This window comes from Mycobacterium sp. NGS33, assembly GCF_059812885.1.
Genome location: NZ_JCALDN010000016.1, coordinates 1 through 18,606, shown reverse-complemented (window position 1 = coordinate 18,606; position 18,606 = coordinate 1). Strand labels below are relative to the sequence as shown.

The window sequence follows — 18,606 nt, the reverse complement described above, 5'->3', positions numbered from 1 at the left end:
AAAACTAACCCTTGAATCCGACGCTGAAGTCGTGACCCCACAGGCTGATCGCGGTGCTTTCGCGTGCGATCCAATCGTCGTCTTTGACTTGCCTTCCCTCGCAGCCGAATTCGACGTCGAACCCGCTGGGTGTCTTCATGTAGAAGGACAGCATCAGGTCGTTGACGTGGCGGCCCAGGGTCGCCGACATGGGCACCTTCTTGCGCAGCGCCCGATCCAGGCACAGGCCGACATCGTCGGCATTCTCGACCTCGACCATCAGGTGGACGATGCCGCTGGGCGTCTGTCCGGGCATGAAGGCCAGGCTGTGGTGGCGCGGGTTGCAGCCCAGGAACCGCAGCCAGGCCGGCGGACCGTCGGCGGGCCGGCCGACCACCTGTGGCGGCAGCCGCATCGAGTCGCGCAGTTTGAAGTCCAGGACGTCGCGGTAGAAGTGCAACGTCTCTTCGTCGTCACGCGTGGTCAGCACCACGTGGCCCAGGCCCTGTTCCTCGGTGACGAACCTGTGGCCGTAGGGACTGACCACCCGGCGGTGTTCGAGCGCCGCGCCGTGGAAGACCTCCAGGCAGTTGCCTGACGGGTCGGAGAACCGGATCATCTCGTCGACCCGGCGGTCGGCCAGTTCGGCGGCGGTGGCCTCTTTGTAGGGCGTGCCCTCGATGTCCAGCCGGTTCCGAATCTCTTGCAGCCCAGCTGCATTCGCACATTCCCAGCCGGCTTCGATGAGCCGGTCCTGCTCGCCGGGCACGATCACCAGCCGGGCCGGGAAGTCGTCCATCCGCAGATACAGCGCACCTTCGGTGCTGCCCTTGCCCTCGATCATGCCGAGGACTTTCAACCCGTATTCACGCCAGGCCGCCATGTCGGTGGCCTCGATACGCAGATAGCCCAGCGAACGGATGCTCATCGCGCACCTCCCAGGAAGTCGATCGTGAGCTTGTTGAACTCGTCGAATTTCTCCACCTGTGCCCAATGCCCACACTGCCCGAAAACGTGAAGCTGTGCACGCGGAATGGTTTTCAGAGCGACCAGCGCGCCGTCGAGCGGGTTGACCCGGTCCTCGCGGCCCCAGATCAGCAACACCGGCTGACGCAGGCGATGCACCTCGCGCCACATCATGCCGAGCTCGAAATCGGCTCCGGCGAAAGACATTCCCATGGCCCGCGTCGCCGTCAGCGATTCGGGCGTGCGGGCCAGCTCGAAGCGCTGGTCGATCAATTCGTCGGTGATCAGTTTCTGGTCGTAGACCATCACCCGCAAAAACGCCTCGAGGTTTTCCCGGGTCGGCTCGGCGGAGAACTTGCCCAGCCGTTTGACGCCCTCGGTCGGGTCGGGGGCGAACAGGTTCACGCTGACCCCGCCCGGGCCCATCAGCACCAGCTTGCCTGCGCGATCCGGGTAGTCCAACGCGAACCGCACGGCCGTGCCACCACCCAGCGAATTCCCAACCAGCGGAACGCGTCCCAGGCCCAGCTGGTCGAACAGGCCCGCCAGGGCGCGGGCCGCGTAGTGGTTGAACTGCCCGTGCTCGGCGCGCTTGTCGGAGAGGCCGTAGCCGGGCTGGTCGACGGCCAGCACGTGAAAACGCTCGGCCAGCACCGGGATGTTGCGCGAGAAGTTCGTCCAGCTCGCCGCGCCCGGACCGCCGCCGTGCAGCAGCACCACGGTCTGCTCGTTGCCGACACCCGCCTCGTGGTAGTGCAGCTTCAGCGGGCCGTCCACGTCCACCTCTGCGAAGCGCGAGGTGGACTCGAAGGTCAGTTCCTCGGTCGCCGTCATGGTTAGACCATGGTGTCGCCGGGCGGCAACCCGAACTCGTTGTTCCCGAAGATCTGGTAGGCCCGCTCGGGGTCGTTGGCCGCGTGCACCCGGCCGGCGTGTGCGTCGCGCCAGAACCGTTGCACCGGTTGGTCATTGCCCAACGCCGTCGCGCCGGAGGCCTCGAACAACCGGTCGATCGAGGCGATCGCCCGCCCGGTGGCACGCACCTGGTCGCGGCGGGCGCGGGCACGAAGTTCGAACGGGATCTCCTTGCCGGCGGACAGCAGGGCGTACTCGTCGGCGACGTTGCCGCTCAACTGGCGCCACGCCGCGTCGATGTCGCTGGCCGCCTCGGCGATGCGGACCTTGGCGAACGGGTCGTCCTTGGCCTTCTCGCCGGCGAACGCCGCGCGCACCCGCTTGCCCTGGTGCTCGACGTGCGCGTCGTACGCGCCGTAGGCCATGCCGACGATGGGGGCCGAGATGGTGGTGGGATGCATTGTGCCCCAAGGCATCTTGTAGACCGGGGCGGTGTTGGTCTGGTATCCGCCCGCGGTGCCGTCGTTCATCGCCTTGTAGGACAGGAACCGGTGTCGAGGCACGAAGACGTCCTTGACGACGACGGTGTTGCTGCCGGTGCCCCGCAGGCCGACGACGTGCCACACGTCGTCGATGCGGTACTCGCTGCGCGGGATCAGGAAGCTGCCGAAGTCCACCGGACGGCCGTCCTTGATCACCGGACCACCGAGGAAGGCCCACGTGGCGTGGTCACAACCTGAGGACCAGTTCCATGAGCCGTTGACCAGGTAACCGCCGTCGGTCACCACGCCCGCGCCCATCGGGGCGTACGACGACGACACCCGGGTCTTGGGGTCCTCGCCCCAGACCTCCTCCTGCGCCTGCTGGTCGAACAGCGCCAGGTGCCAGTTGTGCACGCCGATGATCGAGCTCACCCAGCCGGTGGAACCACAGGCGCTGGCCAGGCGCCGCACCGCCTCGTAGAACAGCGTCGGATCGCACTGCAAACCGCCCCACTGCTCGGGCTGCAACAGGGTGAAGAAGCCCACATCCTGGAGATCCTGAACGGTCTCGTCGGGCAGCCGCCGCAGGTCCTCCGTCGCCTGAGCGCGTTCGCGAATCTGCGGGAGCAGATCATCGATGCCAGCCAAAACCGACTGCGCATCACGCTGTTGAATGGACGTCACTTACGTTTGCCTCCTGCGCCAGACTTACTCAGCGGACTTACACCAGAGACTAGAACACGTTCCGATTTGTGTCGAGCAGGGTATTCCTGCGGCTGGTAGCGATACGAATCCGCTTTTCTGTAACATGTTCTAGTTGCAACGAAAGGGAGGGACGGGCCTTGACCGAGGCGATTCCCGACGAGCCACTCGGTGACCACGTCCTTGAACTGCAGGTCGCCGAGGTCGTCGCCGAGACCGACGACGCGCGGTCGCTGGTGTTCGCGGTACCGGACGACGAGGGTGACCCCGAGATCCCGCCCGAGCGGCTACGGTACGCGCCGGGCCAGTTCTTGACGCTGCGCGTTCCCAGCGAGCGCACCGGCTCGGTCGCCCGCTGCTATTCGCTGTGCAGCTCGCCGTTCACCGACGACGCGCTCACGGTCACGGTCAAGCGCACCGCCGACGGGTACGCGTCCAACTGGCTGTGCGACCACGCCCACAAGGGGATGCGGATCCACGTGCTGGCCCCGTCGGGCAACTTCGTGCCCAAGACGCTGGGCGACGACTTCCTGCTGATGGCCGCGGGCAGCGGCATCACCCCGATCATGTCGATCTGCAAGTCCGCGCTCGCCGAGGGCAGCGGGCAGGTGACGCTGGTGTACGCCAACCGTGACGAGAAGTCGGTGATCTTCTCCGACGCGCTGCGCGAGCTGTCGGCCAAGTACCCCGACCGGCTCACGGTGCTGCACTGGCTGGAATCGCTGCAGGGCCTGCCCAGCGTGGCCGCGCTGGCCAAGCTGGCCGCCCCCTACACGGATCGGCCCGTGTACATCTGCGGCCCGGGCGCCTTCATGGATTCGGCGAGACAGGCCCTGGAAACGCTGAAAGTGCCTGCGGCACAGATACATATCGAGGTGTTCAAGTCGCTGGACTCCGACCCGTTCGCGGCGGTGAAGATCGAGGACACCGCCGAAGGTGACGAGCCGCCGGCGACCGCGGTGGTGGAGCTGGACGGCGAGACGCACACCGTGTCGTGGCCGCGCAACGCCAAGCTGCTCGACGTCCTGCTGGCCAAGGGCCTCGACGCGCCCTTCTCCTGCCGCGAGGGTCACTGCGGTGCGTGCGCGTGCACCTTGAAAGGCGGCAACGTGAGCATGGAGGTCAACGACGTGCTCGAGCAGCAGGATCTGGACGAGGGCCTGATTCTGGCCTGTCAATCTCACCCGGAATCTGATTCGGTAGAAGTCACCTACGACGAGTAGTCGCGGGGTTAAGTTCAGCCTTGGGGTCAGCAAACCGGGAAAGGGAGCATCGATGATGCGGCTGGTATCGGGATTCGCAGTCGTCGCAGTGCTGCCGATGCTCGCGCCCGCCGGGGTGTGCGCGGCGGCGAGCAACACCGCCACTACCCTGTTCCCGCTGGACGGGCCCAACCAGCTGGAGACGCGGGCCGTCCTCAATTGCTTCAAGGCCGACGGTCACTGCGACTTCACCGCCGGGGCGGACATGCTGACGCCCGACGGGGTGACCGGCTTCCCGCCCGGCCTGTGGGCCCGGCAGACCACCGAGATCCGGTCCTCGAACCGGTTGGCTTACCTCGACGCGCACGCCAACGGCCAGTACGAGCGGGTGATGAAGTCGATGGGTTCCGACGAGATCACCACCATCTACATGGGCGAGGGCCCCCCGGAGAAGTACCAGACGAACGGGCGCATCGACTCGACCGATTGGCAGACGGGTCAGCCCAAGACCGACAACAACGTCATCGCGTGCACCCACATTCAGGTGGTCTACTCCGGGGTCAACATCACCTCCCCGAGCACCTGCGCGCAGACCACCTTCTCCTGACCCGGGCCGCGCCGAGCCTGCAAATGCGCAGAGAAACTGCGAGTGACGGCCTGCGAAATTACAGGTTGGGCGACGCGTCCCGACTGGCGGTCACCCCGCCCGCCGGACTGCCTTCCCGTGCGGGCGCCAACCTCTGGCCAGCAGCGCCCGCCTGGCACGCTCGATGACATCGCCCGGGTCGTCCTCAGCGATCACGCGAATGATGACCCAGCCCAATTCGGCGAGCTTTCGGAGTCGCCACTGGTCCTTGACGTGCTGACGCCGATCGGTGCGGTGTTGGTCGCCGTCATACTCCGCAGCCACGCCGAGCTCCGGCCAGCCCATATCGAGCATCGCCAGATACCGATAGCCGTCGACCACCGGTATCTGCGTGGCCGGGACGGGCAGCCCCGCATTGATGAACAGCAACCGCAGCCACGTCTCTTTCGGTGATGCGGCACCGCCGTCCACCAGGGGCAAGACCGACAGCAGGCGTCGTATCCCGCGGGCGCCCGGGTATCGCTTCGCAATCAGCAGCACATCCTCCGCCGAAAACGGGGTCGCCCGCATCAACGCGTCGAGGCGCGCGACCGCCCGCCCGCGCGGCAGATACCGGCCCAGGTCGTAGGCCGTCCGGGCGGGACTGGTGACCGGCAACCCCGCGATGCGGGTGACTTCGTCGTCGGCGAGTAGCTGCTCACGCGCGACGATCCCGCGCGGTGGCCGCGTGTTCGACCAAACCAGCTCGACGGGGATATCGGCGTCAACCCACTGTGCACCATGCAACGCCGACGCCGCGGCTCCCGCCACGATCGCCCGACGCCGCGACCACAACCAGGCACCTTCAGTCCGGTCCCGCAGCGAAAGTTGTTGTCGCTTCTGGGCATACACCCCCGGAAAGACAGGCCGATACCAGCGCTGTAGTTCATGCCGCGTCACGACTCCCCGCGCGATCGCTTCGCTGCCGAGAAACATCCCTGACATGGACCGCATCGTGGCACCAGGCACCGACATCGCGCCGAGCCTGGAAATCCGCAGCGAAAATGCGGGTGCCGGGCTGCTCAATGACAGGCTCGGCGAACGGGACCGGCTCAGCGAAGCGGTTGACCGCTAGCGGGGCAGCCCCAGGAGTCGCTCCGCGGCGACGGTGAGCAGGATCTGCTCGGTGCCGCCGGCGATGGTCAGGCAGCGGGTGTTGAGGAAGTCGAACACCGCCTGGTTGTGCACCAGGCCACCGCCCGCGGACACGTCCATGGTGAACTCGGCCAGGGCCTGGCGGTAGCGGACACCGATGAGCTTGCGCACGCTGGACTGCGCACCGGGGTCCTGGCCACCCACGGCCAGCTGGGCGATCCGCTGGTCCAGCAGCGCGCCGGTCTGCGCGGCGATGATCAACCGCCCCAACCGGTCTTGCTGCGCGGCGTCGAGGTCGAGCCCACCCAGCAGCTCGAGCAGTTCCTCCATCGGGTTGCCCAGCGCCGTTCCGTTGGCCATCGCGACGCGCTCGTTGGCCAGCGTGGTGCGGGCCAGCCGCCAACCGTCGTTCACCTCGCCGACCACCAGCTCGTCGGGGACGAACACGTTGTCCAGGAACACCTCGTTGAACAAGGAATCGCCGGTGATCTCGCGCAGCGGGCGGATCTCGATGCCCGGCGAGCTCATCTCCACCAGGAAGTAGGTGATGCCTTTGTGTTTCGGCGCGTCGGGGTCGGTGCGGGCCAGGCACACGCCCCACTTGGCCTTGTGTGCCGCCGACGTCCACACCTTCTGCCCGGTCAGGTTCCAGCCGCCCTCGGTCCGGACCGCCTTGGTGCGCAGCGAGGCCAGGTCCGACCCGGCGCCGGGCTCGGAAAACAGCTGGCACCAAAGGAATTCGCCGCGCGTGGTGCCCGGCACGAAGCGCTCGATCTGGTCCGGGGTGCCGTGCTCGAGGATGGTCGGCGCCGCCCACCAGCCGATCACGAGGTCGGGCCGGACCACACCGGCGGCGGCCAGCTCCTGATCGATCAACAGCTGCTCGGCCGGGCCCGCGCCGCGCCCATACGGCGGCGGCCAGTGCGGCGCCTGCAGACCCGCCTCGGCCAGCGCCGCCTGCCGCTTCTCCTCGGGCAGTTCGGCGATCTGGGCGACGGCGGCGGCGATCTCCGCCCGCTGGTCCTCGACGTCGGTGAGGTCGATCCCCAGGCGGCGCCGCACGCCCGACTGCGTCAGCGCGGTGATGCGCCGCAGCCAGGCCTCGGCCCCGCCCAGGAAGCGCCCGATGGCGTGCGCCCGGCGCAGGTACAGATGCGCGTCGTGCTCCCAGGTGCAGCCGATGCCGCCGAGGACCTGGATGCAGTCCTTGACGCTGGCCTTCACGGCCGCGATGCCGGTGCTGGCCGCCAGGGCCGCGGCGAGGGAGAACTGGGATGCGTCGCCCTCGGCGGCCGCGCGCGCGGCATCGGCGGCGGCCACCTCGGCCTGCTCGGCGCGGCACAGCATCTCGGCGCAGATGTGCTTGATGGCCTGGAAGCTGCCGATCGGCTTGCCGAACTGCTCGCGGACCTTGGCGTAGTCGACGGCGGTCTCCAGGGACCACCGGGTGATGCCGGCCGCCTCGGCCGCCAGCACCGTCGCGGCCAGGTCCTCGACGCGCTCACGCTGGTCCGCCACCACCGTGGCAGGCGCCGAGTCCAGCGTTACGCGCGCCAACGGTTGGGAGAAGTCGGTGGCCCGCAGGCCTTCGAGCTGCACGCCCTCGCTGCCGGTGTCGATCAGCAGCCACTTGCCGTCGGCCGGCGCCAACAGCACGGCGCCGTCGGCGACGCCCAGCGCGAACGGCAGCGTGCCCGAGACCTTCGACGTCGCGGCGTCGAACTCGATGTCGCCTTCCAGCGCCAGCCCGGCGAAGCGCTCACCCGAGGCGAGGGCCCCCAACAACTCGGGATCAGAGACGACCAGCGTGGCCAGCGCGGTCGTGGCGACCGGCCCGGGAATCAGCGCCTTCGCCGCTTCCTCGATGATCGCGCACAGGTCTTCGATGCTGCCGTCCGCCCCGCCGAATTCCTCCGGGATCGCGATGCCGAAGATGCCCAGCTCGGCCAGCCGGGTGAACACGGGCCGCCAGGCGTCGGACTTGCCCTGCTCCACGTCGCGGATCGCCGCGGTGCCGCCCGGCCCCGACGTCGAATTGCGGGCCCAGTCGCGCACCAGGGCCCGCGCGGCGAACTGCTCGTCGGTGACGGTCACTACCACGTGAGAGACCTCCGCGTCCTCGGCTCGACGTGACAAGGGGCGGAACCCCTGTCCTGATTGTGCGATCTGCCCGCCAAGCGGGTATGTCTGAAGCACGTGTTGGCACGCAACCGCTCTCTTCGAGACTAGAACGTGTTCTAATAGTGCCAGTGATCGACCGTCAAGTCGACGCCATTGCAGCAGCACATGCGCTTGTCCGCGGCGGTACGGAGGTGGGAAATTCACACGCAGAATGCGTATCGTTTGCAAACGAACCGCCGGGAACAGGAGCAAACCGTCACATGCCAGCCGACGCAAATCCGAGCCGCGTGTCTGACGCGCAGCCGCGCGAGGTCATGAACGTGGCGGTACTGGCGGAGTCCGAACTGGGGTCGGAGGCGCAGCGCGAACGCCGCAAGCGCATCCTCGATGCCACCATGGCCATCGCCTCCAAGGGCGGCTACGAGGCGGTTCAGATGCGCGCGGTGGCCGATCGCGCCGACGTCGCGGTGGGGACGCTGTACCGGTATTTCCCGTCGAAGGTGCACCTGCTGGTGTCGGCGCTGGGCCGCGAGTTCAGCCGCATCGACGCCAAGACGGACCGCTCGGCGATCACCGGCGGCACACCCTTCCAGCGGCTCAACTTCATGGTGGCCAAGCTCAACCGCGCGATGCAGCGCAACCCCCTGCTCACCGAGGCGATGGCCCGCGCCTACGTGTTCGCCGACGCCTCGGCGGCCAGCGAGGTCGACCAGGTCGAGAAGCTCATCGATTCGATGTTCGCGCGCGCGATGGCCGATGGCGAACCGACCGAGGACCAGTACCACATCGCCCGGGTGATCTCGGACGTGTGGCTGTCGAACCTGCTGGCGTGGCTCACCCGGCGCGCCTCGGCGACCGACGTCAGCAAGCGGCTGGACCTGGCCGTGCGGTTGCTGATCGGCGACCAGGACTCCAAGTAGGCCGGCTCACGCCGGCGGGCCCGCGGTGCGGCCCCGGATGAGTTCGGTGTCCAACAATTCGACGACGGGCAGGCCCGGCGTGCCCGTGCGTGGCGGCTGCAACAACAGCTCCCCGGCCCTGCGGCCCTTCTGCAGGCTGGACTGCGACACCGTGGTCAGCCCGCGGTTGATCGCCTCGGGCACCCCATCGAATCCGGTGACGGTCATCTGCCCCGGCACGTAAATGCCGTGTGCGCGCAGGTAATCCATGGCCGACAGGGCCAGGATGTCCGCGGTGCACATCAGCGCGGTGATCCGCGGATTGGCCTCCAGCGCCGCCTGGGCGGCCGCGCCGCCCGATTCGGGCAGGTGCTCGTAGCTCTCCACCACGGTCAATGAATCGGGCTCCACGCCGGCGGCCGTCATCGCCTCCCACACGCCCATGATCCGCTCCCGCTGCACGTCGAACGCGGGTGAGCGCAGCCGGTCGGGATCCACCAGGCCCTGGCGCCGGTCCCGGCCCAACCGCATGGTCAGCAGCCCGATCTCGCGATGCCCCAGGCCCAGCACGTAGTCGGCGAGCCCGCGCATCGCCGCGCGGTCGTCGATACCCACCCGCGAGACCCCGGCCAGCCCCTTGGGCTGGTCGACCACCACGATCGGCAGCCGGCGCTGCAACACCACCTGCAGGTAGGGATCTTCGTCGCACACCGAATAGACCACGAAGCCGTCCACGCCGGCCGAAAGCACCGCGGCCGTGCCGTCTTTGAGGCTGCGGCTGGGTCCGACGGCCACCAGCAGCAGGCCCTGGCCCAGCGCTTCGCAGGACTGCGCCACCCCGGTGACGAAGTCGCGTGCGGCCGGGTCGCTGAAGAAATACGGCAGCGGTTCGGCCATCACCAGACCGACCGCGCCGGCCTTGCGGGTCCGCAACGATCGCGCCACCGGATCGGGGCCGGCGTAGCCCAGCCGCTTGGCCGTCGCCAGCACGCGCTCACGCAGGTCCGGGGAGAGCTGATCGGGCCGGTTGAAGGCGTTCGAGATCGTCGTGCGCGAAACGTTGAGCTCGTCGGCCAACGACGCCAGAGTCGCACGCCGGCGTGGTGTGGGACTCACGTTCGGTGAGGCTACAGCGGATCGGGGCCCGCGCGTACGCGCTTCAGCTTGCGGCTTTGTAATGGAAACGGTTTTCATTAGTATTGTGGATCGGCTGACTGGCCGGCGGGAGGAAATCGGACGTGCGCATGGCACCGACGCGGCAACGAACGGCTACGGCCAGAACCGCCGACGCGACGCGATGGCTGGCGGCCGCCCTGGCGTTGGCCGGCGGCGCGGTGCTCGCCGGCTGCGGTACAGCGGCGCATTCGCGCCCGATGTCCGTCGTCGCCTCCACCGACGTGTGGGGCAGCGTGGTGCGCGCCGTCACCGGCCGCCGTGTCGCCGTCAAATCCATTCTCAGCGGGGCGGACATCGACCCGCACTCCTATGAGGTCAGTCCCGCCGACGCCGCCGCGATCGCCGACGCGCCGCTGGTGGTCTTCAACGGCGGCGGTTACGACGGCTGGGTCGACAACGTGCTGGCGCGGCACCCCGACGCCAAGCCGGTCAATGCCTACTCGTTTCTGAGCGACGACGCAGGACCGCGCAACGAGCACGTCTTCTACGACCTGGGCGTCGCCAAATCGGTGGCGAGCACCATCGCCGAGCGCCTCGCGGCGATCGACGCGGGCAACGCCGGCGAATACCGGGCCAACGCCGCCGCGTTCGGCCGCGACGCCGACTCGATCGCCGGCGCCGAACACGCGATCGCGACCACCTACCCCAACACCTCGGTGGTCGCGACCGAACCGGTCGCGTTCTATCTGATGAAGGCGACGGGTCTGGTGAACCGGACCCCGCCCGCGTTCGAGGCGGCCATCGAGAACGAGACCGATCCAGCGCCGGCCGACATGGCGGTGGTCCTCGACCTGGTCAACCGCCGTCAGGTGTCGGTGGTGCTGGTCAACCCGCAGACCTCCACCACCGCGATCAACGGGCTGCGCGACGCCGCACGGCGGGCCGGCGTCCCGGTCACCGACGTGTCCGAAACACTGACCGACGGCACGGAATACCTTGCCTGGCAACGTAATACGGTCAATCAGCTGCAGGCCGCGCTGCGGTCGAGCCGGCCCGTACCGTCGTGAGCCTCGAGCCCGTCGCGGCCATCGAGAACCCCGCGGAAACCGTCACGCTGCGCGGAGCGCGGCTGTCCTTCGGCGACCGCGTGCTGTGGGACCACCTGGACCTGTCGGTGTCGCGCGGCGAGTTCATCGCGGTGCTGGGCCCGAACGGCAGCGGCAAGACCTCGCTGCTCAAGGTGCTGCTCGGGCGGCTGGCACTGAGCGCCGGCGTCGGGCTGGTGGACGGCAAGCCGGTCACCTCGGGCAGCGGACGCATCGGCTATGTGCCCCAACACCATCCGATGGACGCCGACGTGATGCTGCGCGGACGCGATTTGGTTCGGCTGGGCATCGACGGGCGCCGCTGGGGCGCCCTCCCGCTGCGGTCCGCGGACCGGGCCCGCCGGCGCGCGGCCGTGCGGCAGGCGCTGCGCCAGGTCAACGGCGAACACCTGGCGGACGTCCGGGTCGGGATGATGTCGGGCGGCGAGTTGCAGCGGGTGCGCATCGCGCAGGCGTTGGTCAGCGACCCGCTGCTGTTGTTGTGCGACGAACCGCTGCTGACGCTGGACCCGGCGAACGCCAGGCTGGTATCGGCGCTGATCGAGCGGCGCCGCCAGGACGCCGCGACCACGGTCATCGTCGTCACCCACGAGATCAACCCGATCCTGCCGTACGTGGACCGGCTGCTGTATCTGGTCGACGGGCGGTTCGAGATCGGCACCGTCGAGCAGGTGATGACCAGCCAAACCCTCTCGGCGCTGTACCAATCCGACATCCAGGTGGTGAAGGTCAAGGACGGCTACGTGGTGGCCGGCGCTCGCGACGACGGGCACGGCTGATGGAGCATCGGCTCGCCGGCCTTCTGGACCACCTGTTCTCGTTCGACGTCACCGCACACCTCCTCGCCCACGACTTCGTGCAGCAGGCGCTGGTGGCGGCCGCCCTGCTGGGACTGGTGGCCGGGCTGATCGGCCCGTTCATCGTGATGCGGCAGATGTCGTTCGCCGTGCACGGTTCCAGCGAATTGTCGCTGACCGGAGCCGCTTTCGCGCTGCTGGTCGGGTTCGGCGTGGGCATCGGCGCGCTGATCGGCAGCGCCCTGGCCGCGGCGCTGTTCGGCGTGCTCGGGCGGCGCGACCGGGAACGCGATTCGGTGATCGGCGTGGTGCTGGCGTTCGGGCTGGGGCTGGCGGTGTTGTTCATTCACCTCTACCCGGGCCGCACGTCGACCAGTTTCGCCCTGCTGACCGGCCAGATCGTCGGGGTGGGCTACACGGGCCTGACGATGCTGGCGCTGGTCTGCGTGCTCGTCATCGCCGTGCTGGCGACGTGTTACCGCCCGCTGCTGTTCGCCACGGTCGATCCCGACGTCGCCGCCGCCCGCGGGGTGCCGGTCTACGGGCTGGGCATCGTGTTCGCCGCCCTGGTCGGGGTGGTCGCGGCCCAGGCGGTGCAGATCGTCGGTGCGCTGCTGGTGATGTCGTTGTTGATCACACCGGCGGCCGCGGCGGCCCGGGTGGTCGCCTCGCCGGCGGCGGCGATGGTGACCTCGGTGGTGTTCGCCGAGGTGTCCGCGGTCGGGGGTCTGGTGCTGTCGCTGGCGCCCGGCGTGCCGGTGTCGGTCTTCGTTGCGAGCATCTCGTTCCTGATCTATCTGGCGTGCTGGCTGATCGGGCGCCGGCGATCCGCCGCCTAAGCTGGGCCCACACATAGGCCCCACGTCCGGGAGGCAGTGGTGCGCGGGCGAATCGCGTTTCTGGTGCAGGCGGCGGCGTCCGTCCTGGTGACCGGCTGCACCACCGTCGTCGGCGGCAGCGCGTCGCCCGCGGACACCTCCGGTCCCCTGCCCCAGACCCCGGTGGCCGCCGCGGCCCTGGACGGGCTGCTGCTCGACGTGGACCAGATCAACTCCTTGCTCACCTCCGGGATGCGACTGCGCTACGGCGTGCAGGCGATGTGGGACTGGAGCTCGACTTTCAGCGACAAGAGCTGCCTGGCGATGGACGGCCCGGCCCAGGAAGCCGTCTACGCGGACACCGGCTGGATCGCGGTGCGTGGCCAGCGCCTCGACGACAGCTTCGATGACCCGGCGGTCCGCAACGACTCCGCCATCCAGGCCGTGATCGCCTACCCGTCGGCGCGCAAGGCCAACGCCTTCTACGACGCCTCGGTGCGTCGGTGGTCCGCCTGCGCCAACCGCAAGTTCTCCGAACATCCCAGCGGCAAGCCCGAAATCGGGTGGACGGTTGGCGAGGTCCACAAGATCGCGGGCATGCTGAGCACCTCCGAAGTTCAGGACAGCAGCGACGGCTGGACGTGCCAGCGGGCGCTGACCGCACGCAACAACGTCGTCATCGACGTCGCCACCTGCGGCTCCTTCCTGCCCGGTGGGTCCGCCGTCGACCTCGCCGAGCAGATCGCGGCCAAGGTCACCAGGCAGTAGCCGGGCGCCGCGCCTCCTCGCCTGCGCCGGCGCGGGTCGCCCCCATAAGCTGAGCGGGTGGCCGCTATCGACCTCAACGCCGACCTGGGCGAGGGCTTCGGTGTCTGGCGCCTGGGGGACGACGACGCCATGCTCGGCGTCGTCACCAGCGCCAACGTCGCGTGCGGCTTCCATGCCGGTGACCCGGCGGGCCTGCTGCGGGTGTGCCGGTCGGCCGCGCGGCGTGGGGTTCGCATCGGGGCGCAGGTGAGCTATCGCGACCTGGCCGGGTTCGGCAGGCGGTTCATCGACGTCGCCCCCGAGGACCTGACCGCCGACGTGGTGTATCAGATCGGCGCGCTGCGGGCGATCGCGCACGCGGCCGGCTCCACGGTGTCTTACGTCAAACCGCATGGCGCGCTGTACAACACGATCGTGACCCACGTCGAACAGGCCGCGGCCGTAGCCGAGGCGGTGCGCCTGGTGGACGCGGGGTTGCCGGTGTTGGGCATGACGGGATCGGCGTTCTTCGACGAAGCCGCCCGGGGCGGATTACGCACCGTCGCAGAGGCTTTCGCCGACCGGGCCTACCGGCCCGACGGCCGGCTGGTGTCGCGCCGGGAGCAGGGCGCGGTGCTGGCGGACCCGGCGGTGATCGCCGACCGGGTAGCGACCATGGTCGATACGGGTCAGGTCACCGCGATCGACGGCACCCAACTCACGCTGAACGTGGAATCGGTGTGCGTGCACGGCGATTCGCCGGGAGCGGTGCAGATCGCCGCCGCCGTCCGCGATCGCCTCGCCACGGCAGGCGTCGAGATCCGGGCGTTCTGCTGATGCGGTTGAAACTCGGGCGTCCCGACATCGCGCGGTACGCGGACCGGTTCGACGCCCCCGCCGCCGAACCCGACGGGCTCTCGGTGACCTGGATCGGCGTGGCGACTCTGCTGATCGACGACGGTTCGTCGGCCTTGATGACCGACGGCTACTTCTCCCGGCCCGGGCTGGCCGCGATCGCGGCCGGCAAGGTGGCTCCCTCGCCCGCGCGCGTCGACGGATGCCTTGCGCGGGCCAAGGTCTCGCGCCTGGCGGCGGTCATCCCGGTGCACACCCACTTCGACCACGTGCTGGATTCCGCACTCGTCGCCGACCGCACCGGCGCGCAGCTGGTGGGCGGGCAGTCCGCGGCGAACGTCGGGCGGGGATACGGCCTGCCGGAGAACCGGATCGTCGTCGCGGTGGGCGGCGAACCGATCCGGCTCGGCGCCTACGACGTCACCCTGATCGAATCGCACCACTGCCCGCCCGACCGGTTTCCCGGCGTCATCGACGAACCGGTGACCCCGCCGGCGCGGGCGTCGGCGTACCGCTGCGGGGAGTCGTGGTCGACGCTGGTGCACCATCGGCCGACGGACCGGCGGCTGCTGATCCAGGGCAGCGCCGGCTTCGTCACGGGCGCCCTGGCCGGCCACCGCGCCGACGCGGTGTACCTGTCCGTCGGGCAGCTCGGCCTGCGGCCGCGGTCCTACCTGGTCGACTACTGGACCGAGACCGTGCGCGCGGTGGGGGCGCGCCGGGTGATCCTGATCCACTGGGACGACTTCTTCCGCCCGCTGACAAAGCCGTTGCGGGCCTTGCCCTATGCCGGCGACGACCTGGACGTCTCCGTGCGCATCCTCGACGAGCTGGCGGCGCAGGATGGGGTCTCGGTGCACCTGCCCACGGTGTGGCGGCGCGAAAACCCGTGGAAGTAGAGCGGTTCAGACATTGGCCCTGACGCTTGCGCTGTTGCTGCTTGCCGTTGTCCTCGCGTTCGCCGTCGCGCGCCCCGGGGGTTGGCCCGAGGCGCTGGCCGCCGTCCCGGCCGCCCTGATCCTGATCGCCGTCGGCGCGATCTCGGTGCACCAGGCGGCCAAACAGATCGCCGATCTGTCCGGGGTGGTCGCGTTCCTGGGCGCGGTGCTGGTGTTGGCCAAGCTGTGCGACGACGAGGGCCTGTTCGAGGCCGCGGGCGCGGCGATCACCCGGGGCCGGGTCGGGTCGGGCGGGCTGCTGCGGCGGGTGTTCGTCATCGCCTCGCTCATCACCGCGGTGCTGAGCCTGGACGCCGCCGTGGTGCTGCTGACGCCGGTGGTGCTGGCCGCCGTCCGCCGGCAGCGCACCCGGGTGCGGCCCTATGCCTACGCCACCGCCCACCTGGCCAACGGCGCATCGCTGTTGCTGCCGGTGTCGAACCTGACCAACCTGCTGGCCTTCCATACCGCGAACATCTCGTTCACGAAGTTCACCCTCGCGATGGCCGCGCCGTGGGCGGGGGCCATCGCCGTCCTCTACGTGATCTTCCGGTGGTTTTTCGCCAAGGACCTGCGGGTGCAGCCCGACCCGGAGCAGCTGGGCGCGCCGACGCGCCCGCCGGTGTTCGTGCTGGTGGTCGTGGCGCTGACGCTCGCCGGCTTCGCGGTCGCGCAGTCCGTGGGCCTGGCCCCGGCCTGGGTGGCGTTGTGCGGCGCCGCGGTGCTGGCGGTGCGCAGCCTGCGCCATCGGCACACGTCGGTATCCGACATCGTGCGCTCGGTCAACGTCTCGTTCCTGGTGTTCGTGCTGGCGCTGGGCGTCGTGGTGCAGGCGGTCATGCTCAACGGGATGGACCGGGCGATGTCGGCGGTGCTGCCGTCGGGTTCGAGCCTGCCCGCGCTGCTGGCCGTCGCCGCGATAGCCGCCGTGCTGGCCAACGTCGTCAACAACCTGCCCGCCACGCTCGTGCTGCTGCCGCTGGTCGCGCCGAGCGGGCCGGTGGCCGTGCTGGCGGTGCTCATCGGGGTCAACATCGGGCCCAACCTGACCTACGTCGGGTCGCTGTCAAACCTGTTGTGGCGGCGCGTGTTACGCCAGCACGACGTCGATGCCGGCGTCGCCGAATACACCCGCCTGGGCGTGTGCACGGTGCCCGCGTCGCTGGCGGTGGCGGTGCTCGCGCTGTGGGCCTCGGCGCGGCTGCTGGGCCTCTAGGGCTTGGGCGGGCCGCACGGGCACTAGCCCCGCCGGTAGGCCGGCGGCAACGGTATCGACAGTTCGGCGAGCACACCGCGCAACGACGTCGGGTAGTCGGTGATGATGCCGTCGACGCCGTAACCGATCTGCCGGCGCATCTCCACGGCATCGTCGACCGTCCACGGAATCACCTTGAGCCCCAACGCATGCGCACGGTCGACGAACGACCGGCCGGTGACCAGCCGATAGTCGGGCGCAACGATGTCCGCGCCCACCATCCGCGCGCCGATCAACGGGTCGCCGACGAACGCGGGGTTCACCCCGCCCAGCCACGGCGAGGCCGGCGCCCAGGTGTGCTCGTCGTACAAGGCCACCAACGGAATTGACGGCTCGGCGCGCCGCACCAGCGGCAGGGTGCGCCAGTCGAAGCTCTGAATCTCCACCCGGTCGGCCTTGCCCGCCGACCTGACGGCGGCCAGTACCGCGTCGACGGCCTGCTGCGGATCGGCGGACGCGCCGGGGCGGTCGGCCTCCACCTTGGTTTCGATGTTGTAGCGCACCGCGCCGGCGCCGTACGAGTCGGCGAGCGCAAAAACCTGCGGCAGCGTCGCTATCTTGTTGCCCCGCACCACTTCGGCCCGGGGATAGTCAGCGAGCGGGCGGCCGCAATCCAGGGTGTCGACCTGGGCCAGCGTGAGTTCGTGCACGAGCTTGCCGACGTACGGATACTGCGGGTCCCCGGCGAACGCGGGCGCGGTGTCGGCGCACTTCTCGGCCAGGATCGTCGGGTCGTGCCACACCAGCGGTTGCCCGTCCTCGGTGAGCACGATGTCGAGTTCCAATGTGCTGACGCCCAATTCGAGCGCCTTGGCGAACGCGCGCAGGGATTCCTCGGTGGTCTCGCCGCGGCCGCCACGATGGGCCTGAAGATCGAATTCCGGTGCGGCGGCGCGGGCGACGCCGAACGGCAACGCGACGACGACCAGCAGCACCGCCAGCGCCGCACGGAGCCGCGCGGGCCGGTCGGGCACCGATGTCAACCCCTGCGCTGGCGGGTGATTTCGGCGAGCACCACCCCGGCGGCCACCGACGCGTTCAGCGATTCGGTGTCCCCCGCCATCGGGATGGACACGACCTCGTCGCAGTTCTGCCGCACCAACCGCGAAAGGCCCTTGCCTTCCGATCCCACGACGACCACCAGCGGATCGGTGCCGTCGATGTCGTCGAGCGTGGTGTCACCGCCGGCGTCCAGCCCGATCACCCGCAGCCCGCGACCGGCCCAATCCGTCAGTGTTCTGGTCAGATTGGTGGCCCGCGCCACCGGGATGCGGGCCGCGGCCCCGGCGCTGGTACGCCATGCCACCGCCGTCACCGAGGCCGATCGGCGCTGCGGGATCAGCACCCCGTGGCCGCCGAACGCGGCCACCGAACGGACGATGGCACCCAGGTTGCGGGGGTCGGAGATGTTGTCCAGCGCGACCAGCAGCGCCGGCGGCGAGGCGAGCGCGGCGCCGACCAGATCGTCGGGGTGTGCGTAGTTGTACGGCGGCACCTGCAACGCGATGCCCTGGTGCAGGTGGTTGCTGGTCATCCGGTCCAGATCGGTGCGCGGCACCTCCAGGATGGAGATGCCCAAATCCGCTGCGCGCGTGACGGATTCGGTGAGCCGCTCGTCGGCGTCGGTGCCCAGCGCGACGTAGAGCGCGGTGGCCGGCACCCCGGCCCGCAGGCACTCCAGCACCGGGTTGCGGCCCAGCACCGTCTCGGATTCGTCGGTCTTACCGCGCGCGGGCCGGCGGCTCTGGGCCTTGGCGCGCTTGGCGGCCGGATGATTGGGCCGCAGGTGCGCGGGCGGGGTGGGGCCACGACCTTCCAGGCCGCGGCGGCGCTGGCCCCCCGAGCCCACGGTCGGTCCCTTCTTGGTGCCCTCTTTGCGTATCGCCCCACGGCGGCGCGAGTTGCCGGCCATCTAGTCCGCCCCTACTGCTCGGGACTGGCCTGCAGCGACCACTGCGGCCCGTCGGCGGTGTCGGTGACCTCGATGCCGGCGTCCTTGAGCCGGTCGCGGATCTCGTCGGCCAGCGCCCAGTTGCGTTCCTCGCGCG

Annotated in this window: 20 protein-coding genes; 11 read left to right on the top strand and 9 right to left on the bottom strand. The window is 69.5% G+C overall.

The window, feature by feature from the left end; genetic code table 11:
• Positions 1-4 precede the first annotated feature (4 nt).
• From hsaC to hsaA, 3 genes are read right to left on the bottom strand one after another with little or no spacing between them, the layout of a single operon-like run.
• Positions 5-907, bottom strand: a complete 903-nt coding sequence (gene hsaC, locus AC5Y5B_RS20180; RefSeq protein WP_112632151.1) for an iron-dependent extradiol dioxygenase HsaC — start codon at positions 905-907, stop codon at positions 5-7.
• A complete protein-coding gene (hsaD, locus tag AC5Y5B_RS20175) occupies positions 904-1,779 on the bottom strand; it encodes a 4,5:9,10-diseco-3-hydroxy-5,9,17-trioxoandrosta-1(10),2-diene-4-oate hydrolase (RefSeq protein ID WP_112632150.1) in 876 nt (291 codons plus the stop codon). The genes hsaC and hsaD overlap by 4 nt, the downstream gene beginning before the upstream one ends.
• Before the next feature lie 2 nt (positions 1,780-1,781).
• Positions 1,782-2,966, bottom strand: a complete 1,185-nt coding sequence (gene hsaA, locus AC5Y5B_RS20170) for a 3-hydroxy-9,10-secoandrosta-1,3,5(10)-triene-9,17-dione monooxygenase oxygenase subunit (RefSeq protein ID WP_112632149.1) — start codon at positions 2,964-2,966, stop codon at positions 1,782-1,784.
• 158 nt (positions 2,967-3,124) lie between these two features.
• On the opposite strand from hsaA, the gene AC5Y5B_RS20165 reads away from it, so the two are divergent.
• Both AC5Y5B_RS20165 and AC5Y5B_RS20160 read left to right on the top strand, forming a co-directional pair.
• Entirely contained in the window at positions 3,125-4,207 is a 1,083-nt protein-coding gene (locus AC5Y5B_RS20165; RefSeq protein WP_112632148.1) for a ferredoxin--NADP reductase, read from the top strand.
• Between the two features lie 52 nt (positions 4,208-4,259).
• Positions 4,260-4,793 (top strand): hypothetical protein, encoded by a 534-nt coding sequence (locus AC5Y5B_RS20160; RefSeq protein ID WP_112632147.1) that lies wholly within the window; start codon positions 4,260-4,262, stop codon positions 4,791-4,793.
• A gap of 90 nt (positions 4,794-4,883) precedes the next feature.
• Here the strand turns inward: AC5Y5B_RS20160 and AC5Y5B_RS20155 are convergent, their stop codons facing one another.
• The gene (locus tag AC5Y5B_RS20155) at positions 4,884-5,756 is read right to left on the bottom strand and encodes a type IV toxin-antitoxin system AbiEi family antitoxin (RefSeq protein ID WP_165821757.1); all 873 of its coding nucleotides are present in this window, start codon (positions 5,754-5,756) and stop codon (positions 4,884-4,886) included.
• Here AC5Y5B_RS20155 and AC5Y5B_RS20150 point away from each other — a divergent pair.
• On the top strand, positions 5,755-5,886 hold the full coding sequence (locus AC5Y5B_RS20150) for a hypothetical protein (protein WP_276310813.1): 132 nt from the start codon (positions 5,755-5,757) through the stop codon (positions 5,884-5,886). The two genes, AC5Y5B_RS20155 and AC5Y5B_RS20150, sit on opposite strands and share 2 nt — an antisense overlap.
• On the opposite strand, the gene AC5Y5B_RS20145 is transcribed toward AC5Y5B_RS20150, so the two are convergent.
• The gene (locus tag AC5Y5B_RS20145; protein WP_112632146.1) at positions 5,883-8,006 is read right to left on the bottom strand and encodes an acyl-CoA dehydrogenase family protein; all 2,124 of its coding nucleotides are present in this window, start codon (positions 8,004-8,006) and stop codon (positions 5,883-5,885) included. The genes AC5Y5B_RS20150 and AC5Y5B_RS20145 overlap by 4 nt on opposite strands.
• Before the next feature lie 341 nt (positions 8,007-8,347).
• On the opposite strand from AC5Y5B_RS20145, the gene kstR reads away from it, so the two are divergent.
• Positions 8,348-8,947, top strand: coding sequence for a cholesterol catabolism transcriptional regulator KstR (kstR, locus tag AC5Y5B_RS20140; RefSeq protein ID WP_112632241.1), 600 nt, complete (start codon positions 8,348-8,350; stop codon positions 8,945-8,947).
• Positions 8,948-8,953: 6 nt separating this feature from the next.
• Here kstR and AC5Y5B_RS20135 read toward each other — a convergent pair whose 3' ends face one another.
• Positions 8,954-10,042, bottom strand: coding sequence for an Rv3575c family transcriptional regulator (locus AC5Y5B_RS20135; protein ID WP_112632145.1), 1,089 nt, complete (start codon positions 10,040-10,042; stop codon positions 8,954-8,956).
• A 128-nt stretch (positions 10,043-10,170) separates the two neighbouring features.
• On the opposite strand from AC5Y5B_RS20135, the gene AC5Y5B_RS20130 reads away from it, so the two are divergent.
• From AC5Y5B_RS20130 to AC5Y5B_RS20100, 7 genes are read left to right on the top strand one after another with little or no spacing between them, the layout of a single operon-like run.
• The gene (locus tag AC5Y5B_RS20130) at positions 10,171-11,109 is read left to right on the top strand and encodes a metal ABC transporter solute-binding protein, Zn/Mn family (RefSeq protein WP_112632144.1); all 939 of its coding nucleotides are present in this window, start codon (positions 10,171-10,173) and stop codon (positions 11,107-11,109) included.
• On the top strand, positions 11,106-11,927 hold the full coding sequence (locus AC5Y5B_RS20125; RefSeq protein ID WP_500006195.1) for a metal ABC transporter ATP-binding protein: 822 nt from the start codon (positions 11,106-11,108) through the stop codon (positions 11,925-11,927). The genes AC5Y5B_RS20130 and AC5Y5B_RS20125 overlap by 4 nt, the downstream gene beginning before the upstream one ends.
• Positions 11,927-12,784, top strand: a complete 858-nt coding sequence (locus AC5Y5B_RS20120) for a metal ABC transporter permease (RefSeq protein ID WP_112632142.1) — start codon at positions 11,927-11,929, stop codon at positions 12,782-12,784. Before AC5Y5B_RS20125 ends, AC5Y5B_RS20120 begins: the two co-directional genes overlap by 1 nt.
• 36 nt (positions 12,785-12,820) lie before the next feature.
• A complete protein-coding gene (locus AC5Y5B_RS20115) occupies positions 12,821-13,531 on the top strand; it encodes a sensor domain-containing protein (protein WP_112632141.1) in 711 nt (236 codons plus the stop codon).
• 57 nt (positions 13,532-13,588) lie between these two features.
• The gene (locus AC5Y5B_RS20110; protein ID WP_112632140.1) at positions 13,589-14,347 is read left to right on the top strand and encodes a LamB/YcsF family protein; all 759 of its coding nucleotides are present in this window, start codon (positions 13,589-13,591) and stop codon (positions 14,345-14,347) included.
• Positions 14,347-15,264 carry an MBL fold metallo-hydrolase gene (locus tag AC5Y5B_RS20105; protein WP_112632139.1) on the top strand — a complete coding sequence of 306 codons (918 nt, stop codon included), beginning with the start codon at positions 14,347-14,349 and terminating at the stop codon, positions 15,262-15,264. The genes AC5Y5B_RS20110 and AC5Y5B_RS20105 overlap by 1 nt, the downstream gene beginning before the upstream one ends.
• Before the next feature lie 13 nt (positions 15,265-15,277).
• The gene (locus AC5Y5B_RS20100) at positions 15,278-16,519 is read left to right on the top strand and encodes an SLC13 family permease (protein WP_112632138.1); all 1,242 of its coding nucleotides are present in this window, start codon (positions 15,278-15,280) and stop codon (positions 16,517-16,519) included.
• A gap of 23 nt (positions 16,520-16,542) precedes the next feature.
• Here the strand turns inward: AC5Y5B_RS20100 and AC5Y5B_RS20095 are convergent, their stop codons facing one another.
• The 3 genes from AC5Y5B_RS20095 to AC5Y5B_RS20085 all read right to left on the bottom strand — a co-directional run.
• Positions 16,543-17,532 (bottom strand): glycerophosphodiester phosphodiesterase, encoded by a 990-nt coding sequence (locus AC5Y5B_RS20095; RefSeq protein WP_430918149.1) that lies wholly within the window; start codon positions 17,530-17,532, stop codon positions 16,543-16,545.
• A 5-nt stretch (positions 17,533-17,537) separates the two neighbouring features.
• Entirely contained in the window at positions 17,538-18,470 is a 933-nt protein-coding gene (rlmB, locus tag AC5Y5B_RS20090) for a 23S rRNA (guanosine(2251)-2'-O)-methyltransferase RlmB (protein WP_112632136.1), read from the bottom strand.
• Positions 18,471-18,481: 11 nt separating this feature from the next.
• Positions 18,482-18,606: hypothetical protein (locus tag AC5Y5B_RS20085; RefSeq protein ID WP_500006219.1), on the bottom strand; the 125-nt coding region annotated here is incomplete at its 5' end.

Bases quoted from the DNA above. Each gene is read 5' to 3' on its own strand.
- AC5Y5B_RS20160 (WP_112632147.1), top strand. From the start codon at position 4,260: ATGATGCGGCTGGTATCGGGATTCGCAGTCGTCGCAGTGCTGCCGATG.
- hsaC (WP_112632151.1), bottom strand. From the start codon at position 907: ATGAGCATCCGTTCGCTGGGCTATCTGCGTATCGAGGCCACCGACATG.
- hsaD (WP_112632150.1), bottom strand. From the start codon at position 1,779: ATGACGGCGACCGAGGAACTGACCTTCGAGTCCACCTCGCGCTTCGCA.
- AC5Y5B_RS20155 (WP_165821757.1), bottom strand. From the start codon at position 5,756: ATGTCAGGGATGTTTCTCGGCAGCGAAGCGATCGCGCGGGGAGTCGTG.
- AC5Y5B_RS20150 (WP_276310813.1), top strand. From the start codon at position 5,755: ATGGACCGCATCGTGGCACCAGGCACCGACATCGCGCCGAGCCTGGAA.
- rlmB (WP_112632136.1), bottom strand. From the start codon at position 18,470: ATGGCCGGCAACTCGCGCCGCCGTGGGGCGATACGCAAAGAGGGCACC.
- AC5Y5B_RS20105 (WP_112632139.1), top strand. From the start codon at position 14,347: ATGCGGTTGAAACTCGGGCGTCCCGACATCGCGCGGTACGCGGACCGG.
- AC5Y5B_RS20130 (WP_112632144.1), top strand. From the start codon at position 10,171: ATGGCACCGACGCGGCAACGAACGGCTACGGCCAGAACCGCCGACGCG.
- AC5Y5B_RS20120 (WP_112632142.1), top strand. From the start codon at position 11,927: ATGGAGCATCGGCTCGCCGGCCTTCTGGACCACCTGTTCTCGTTCGAC.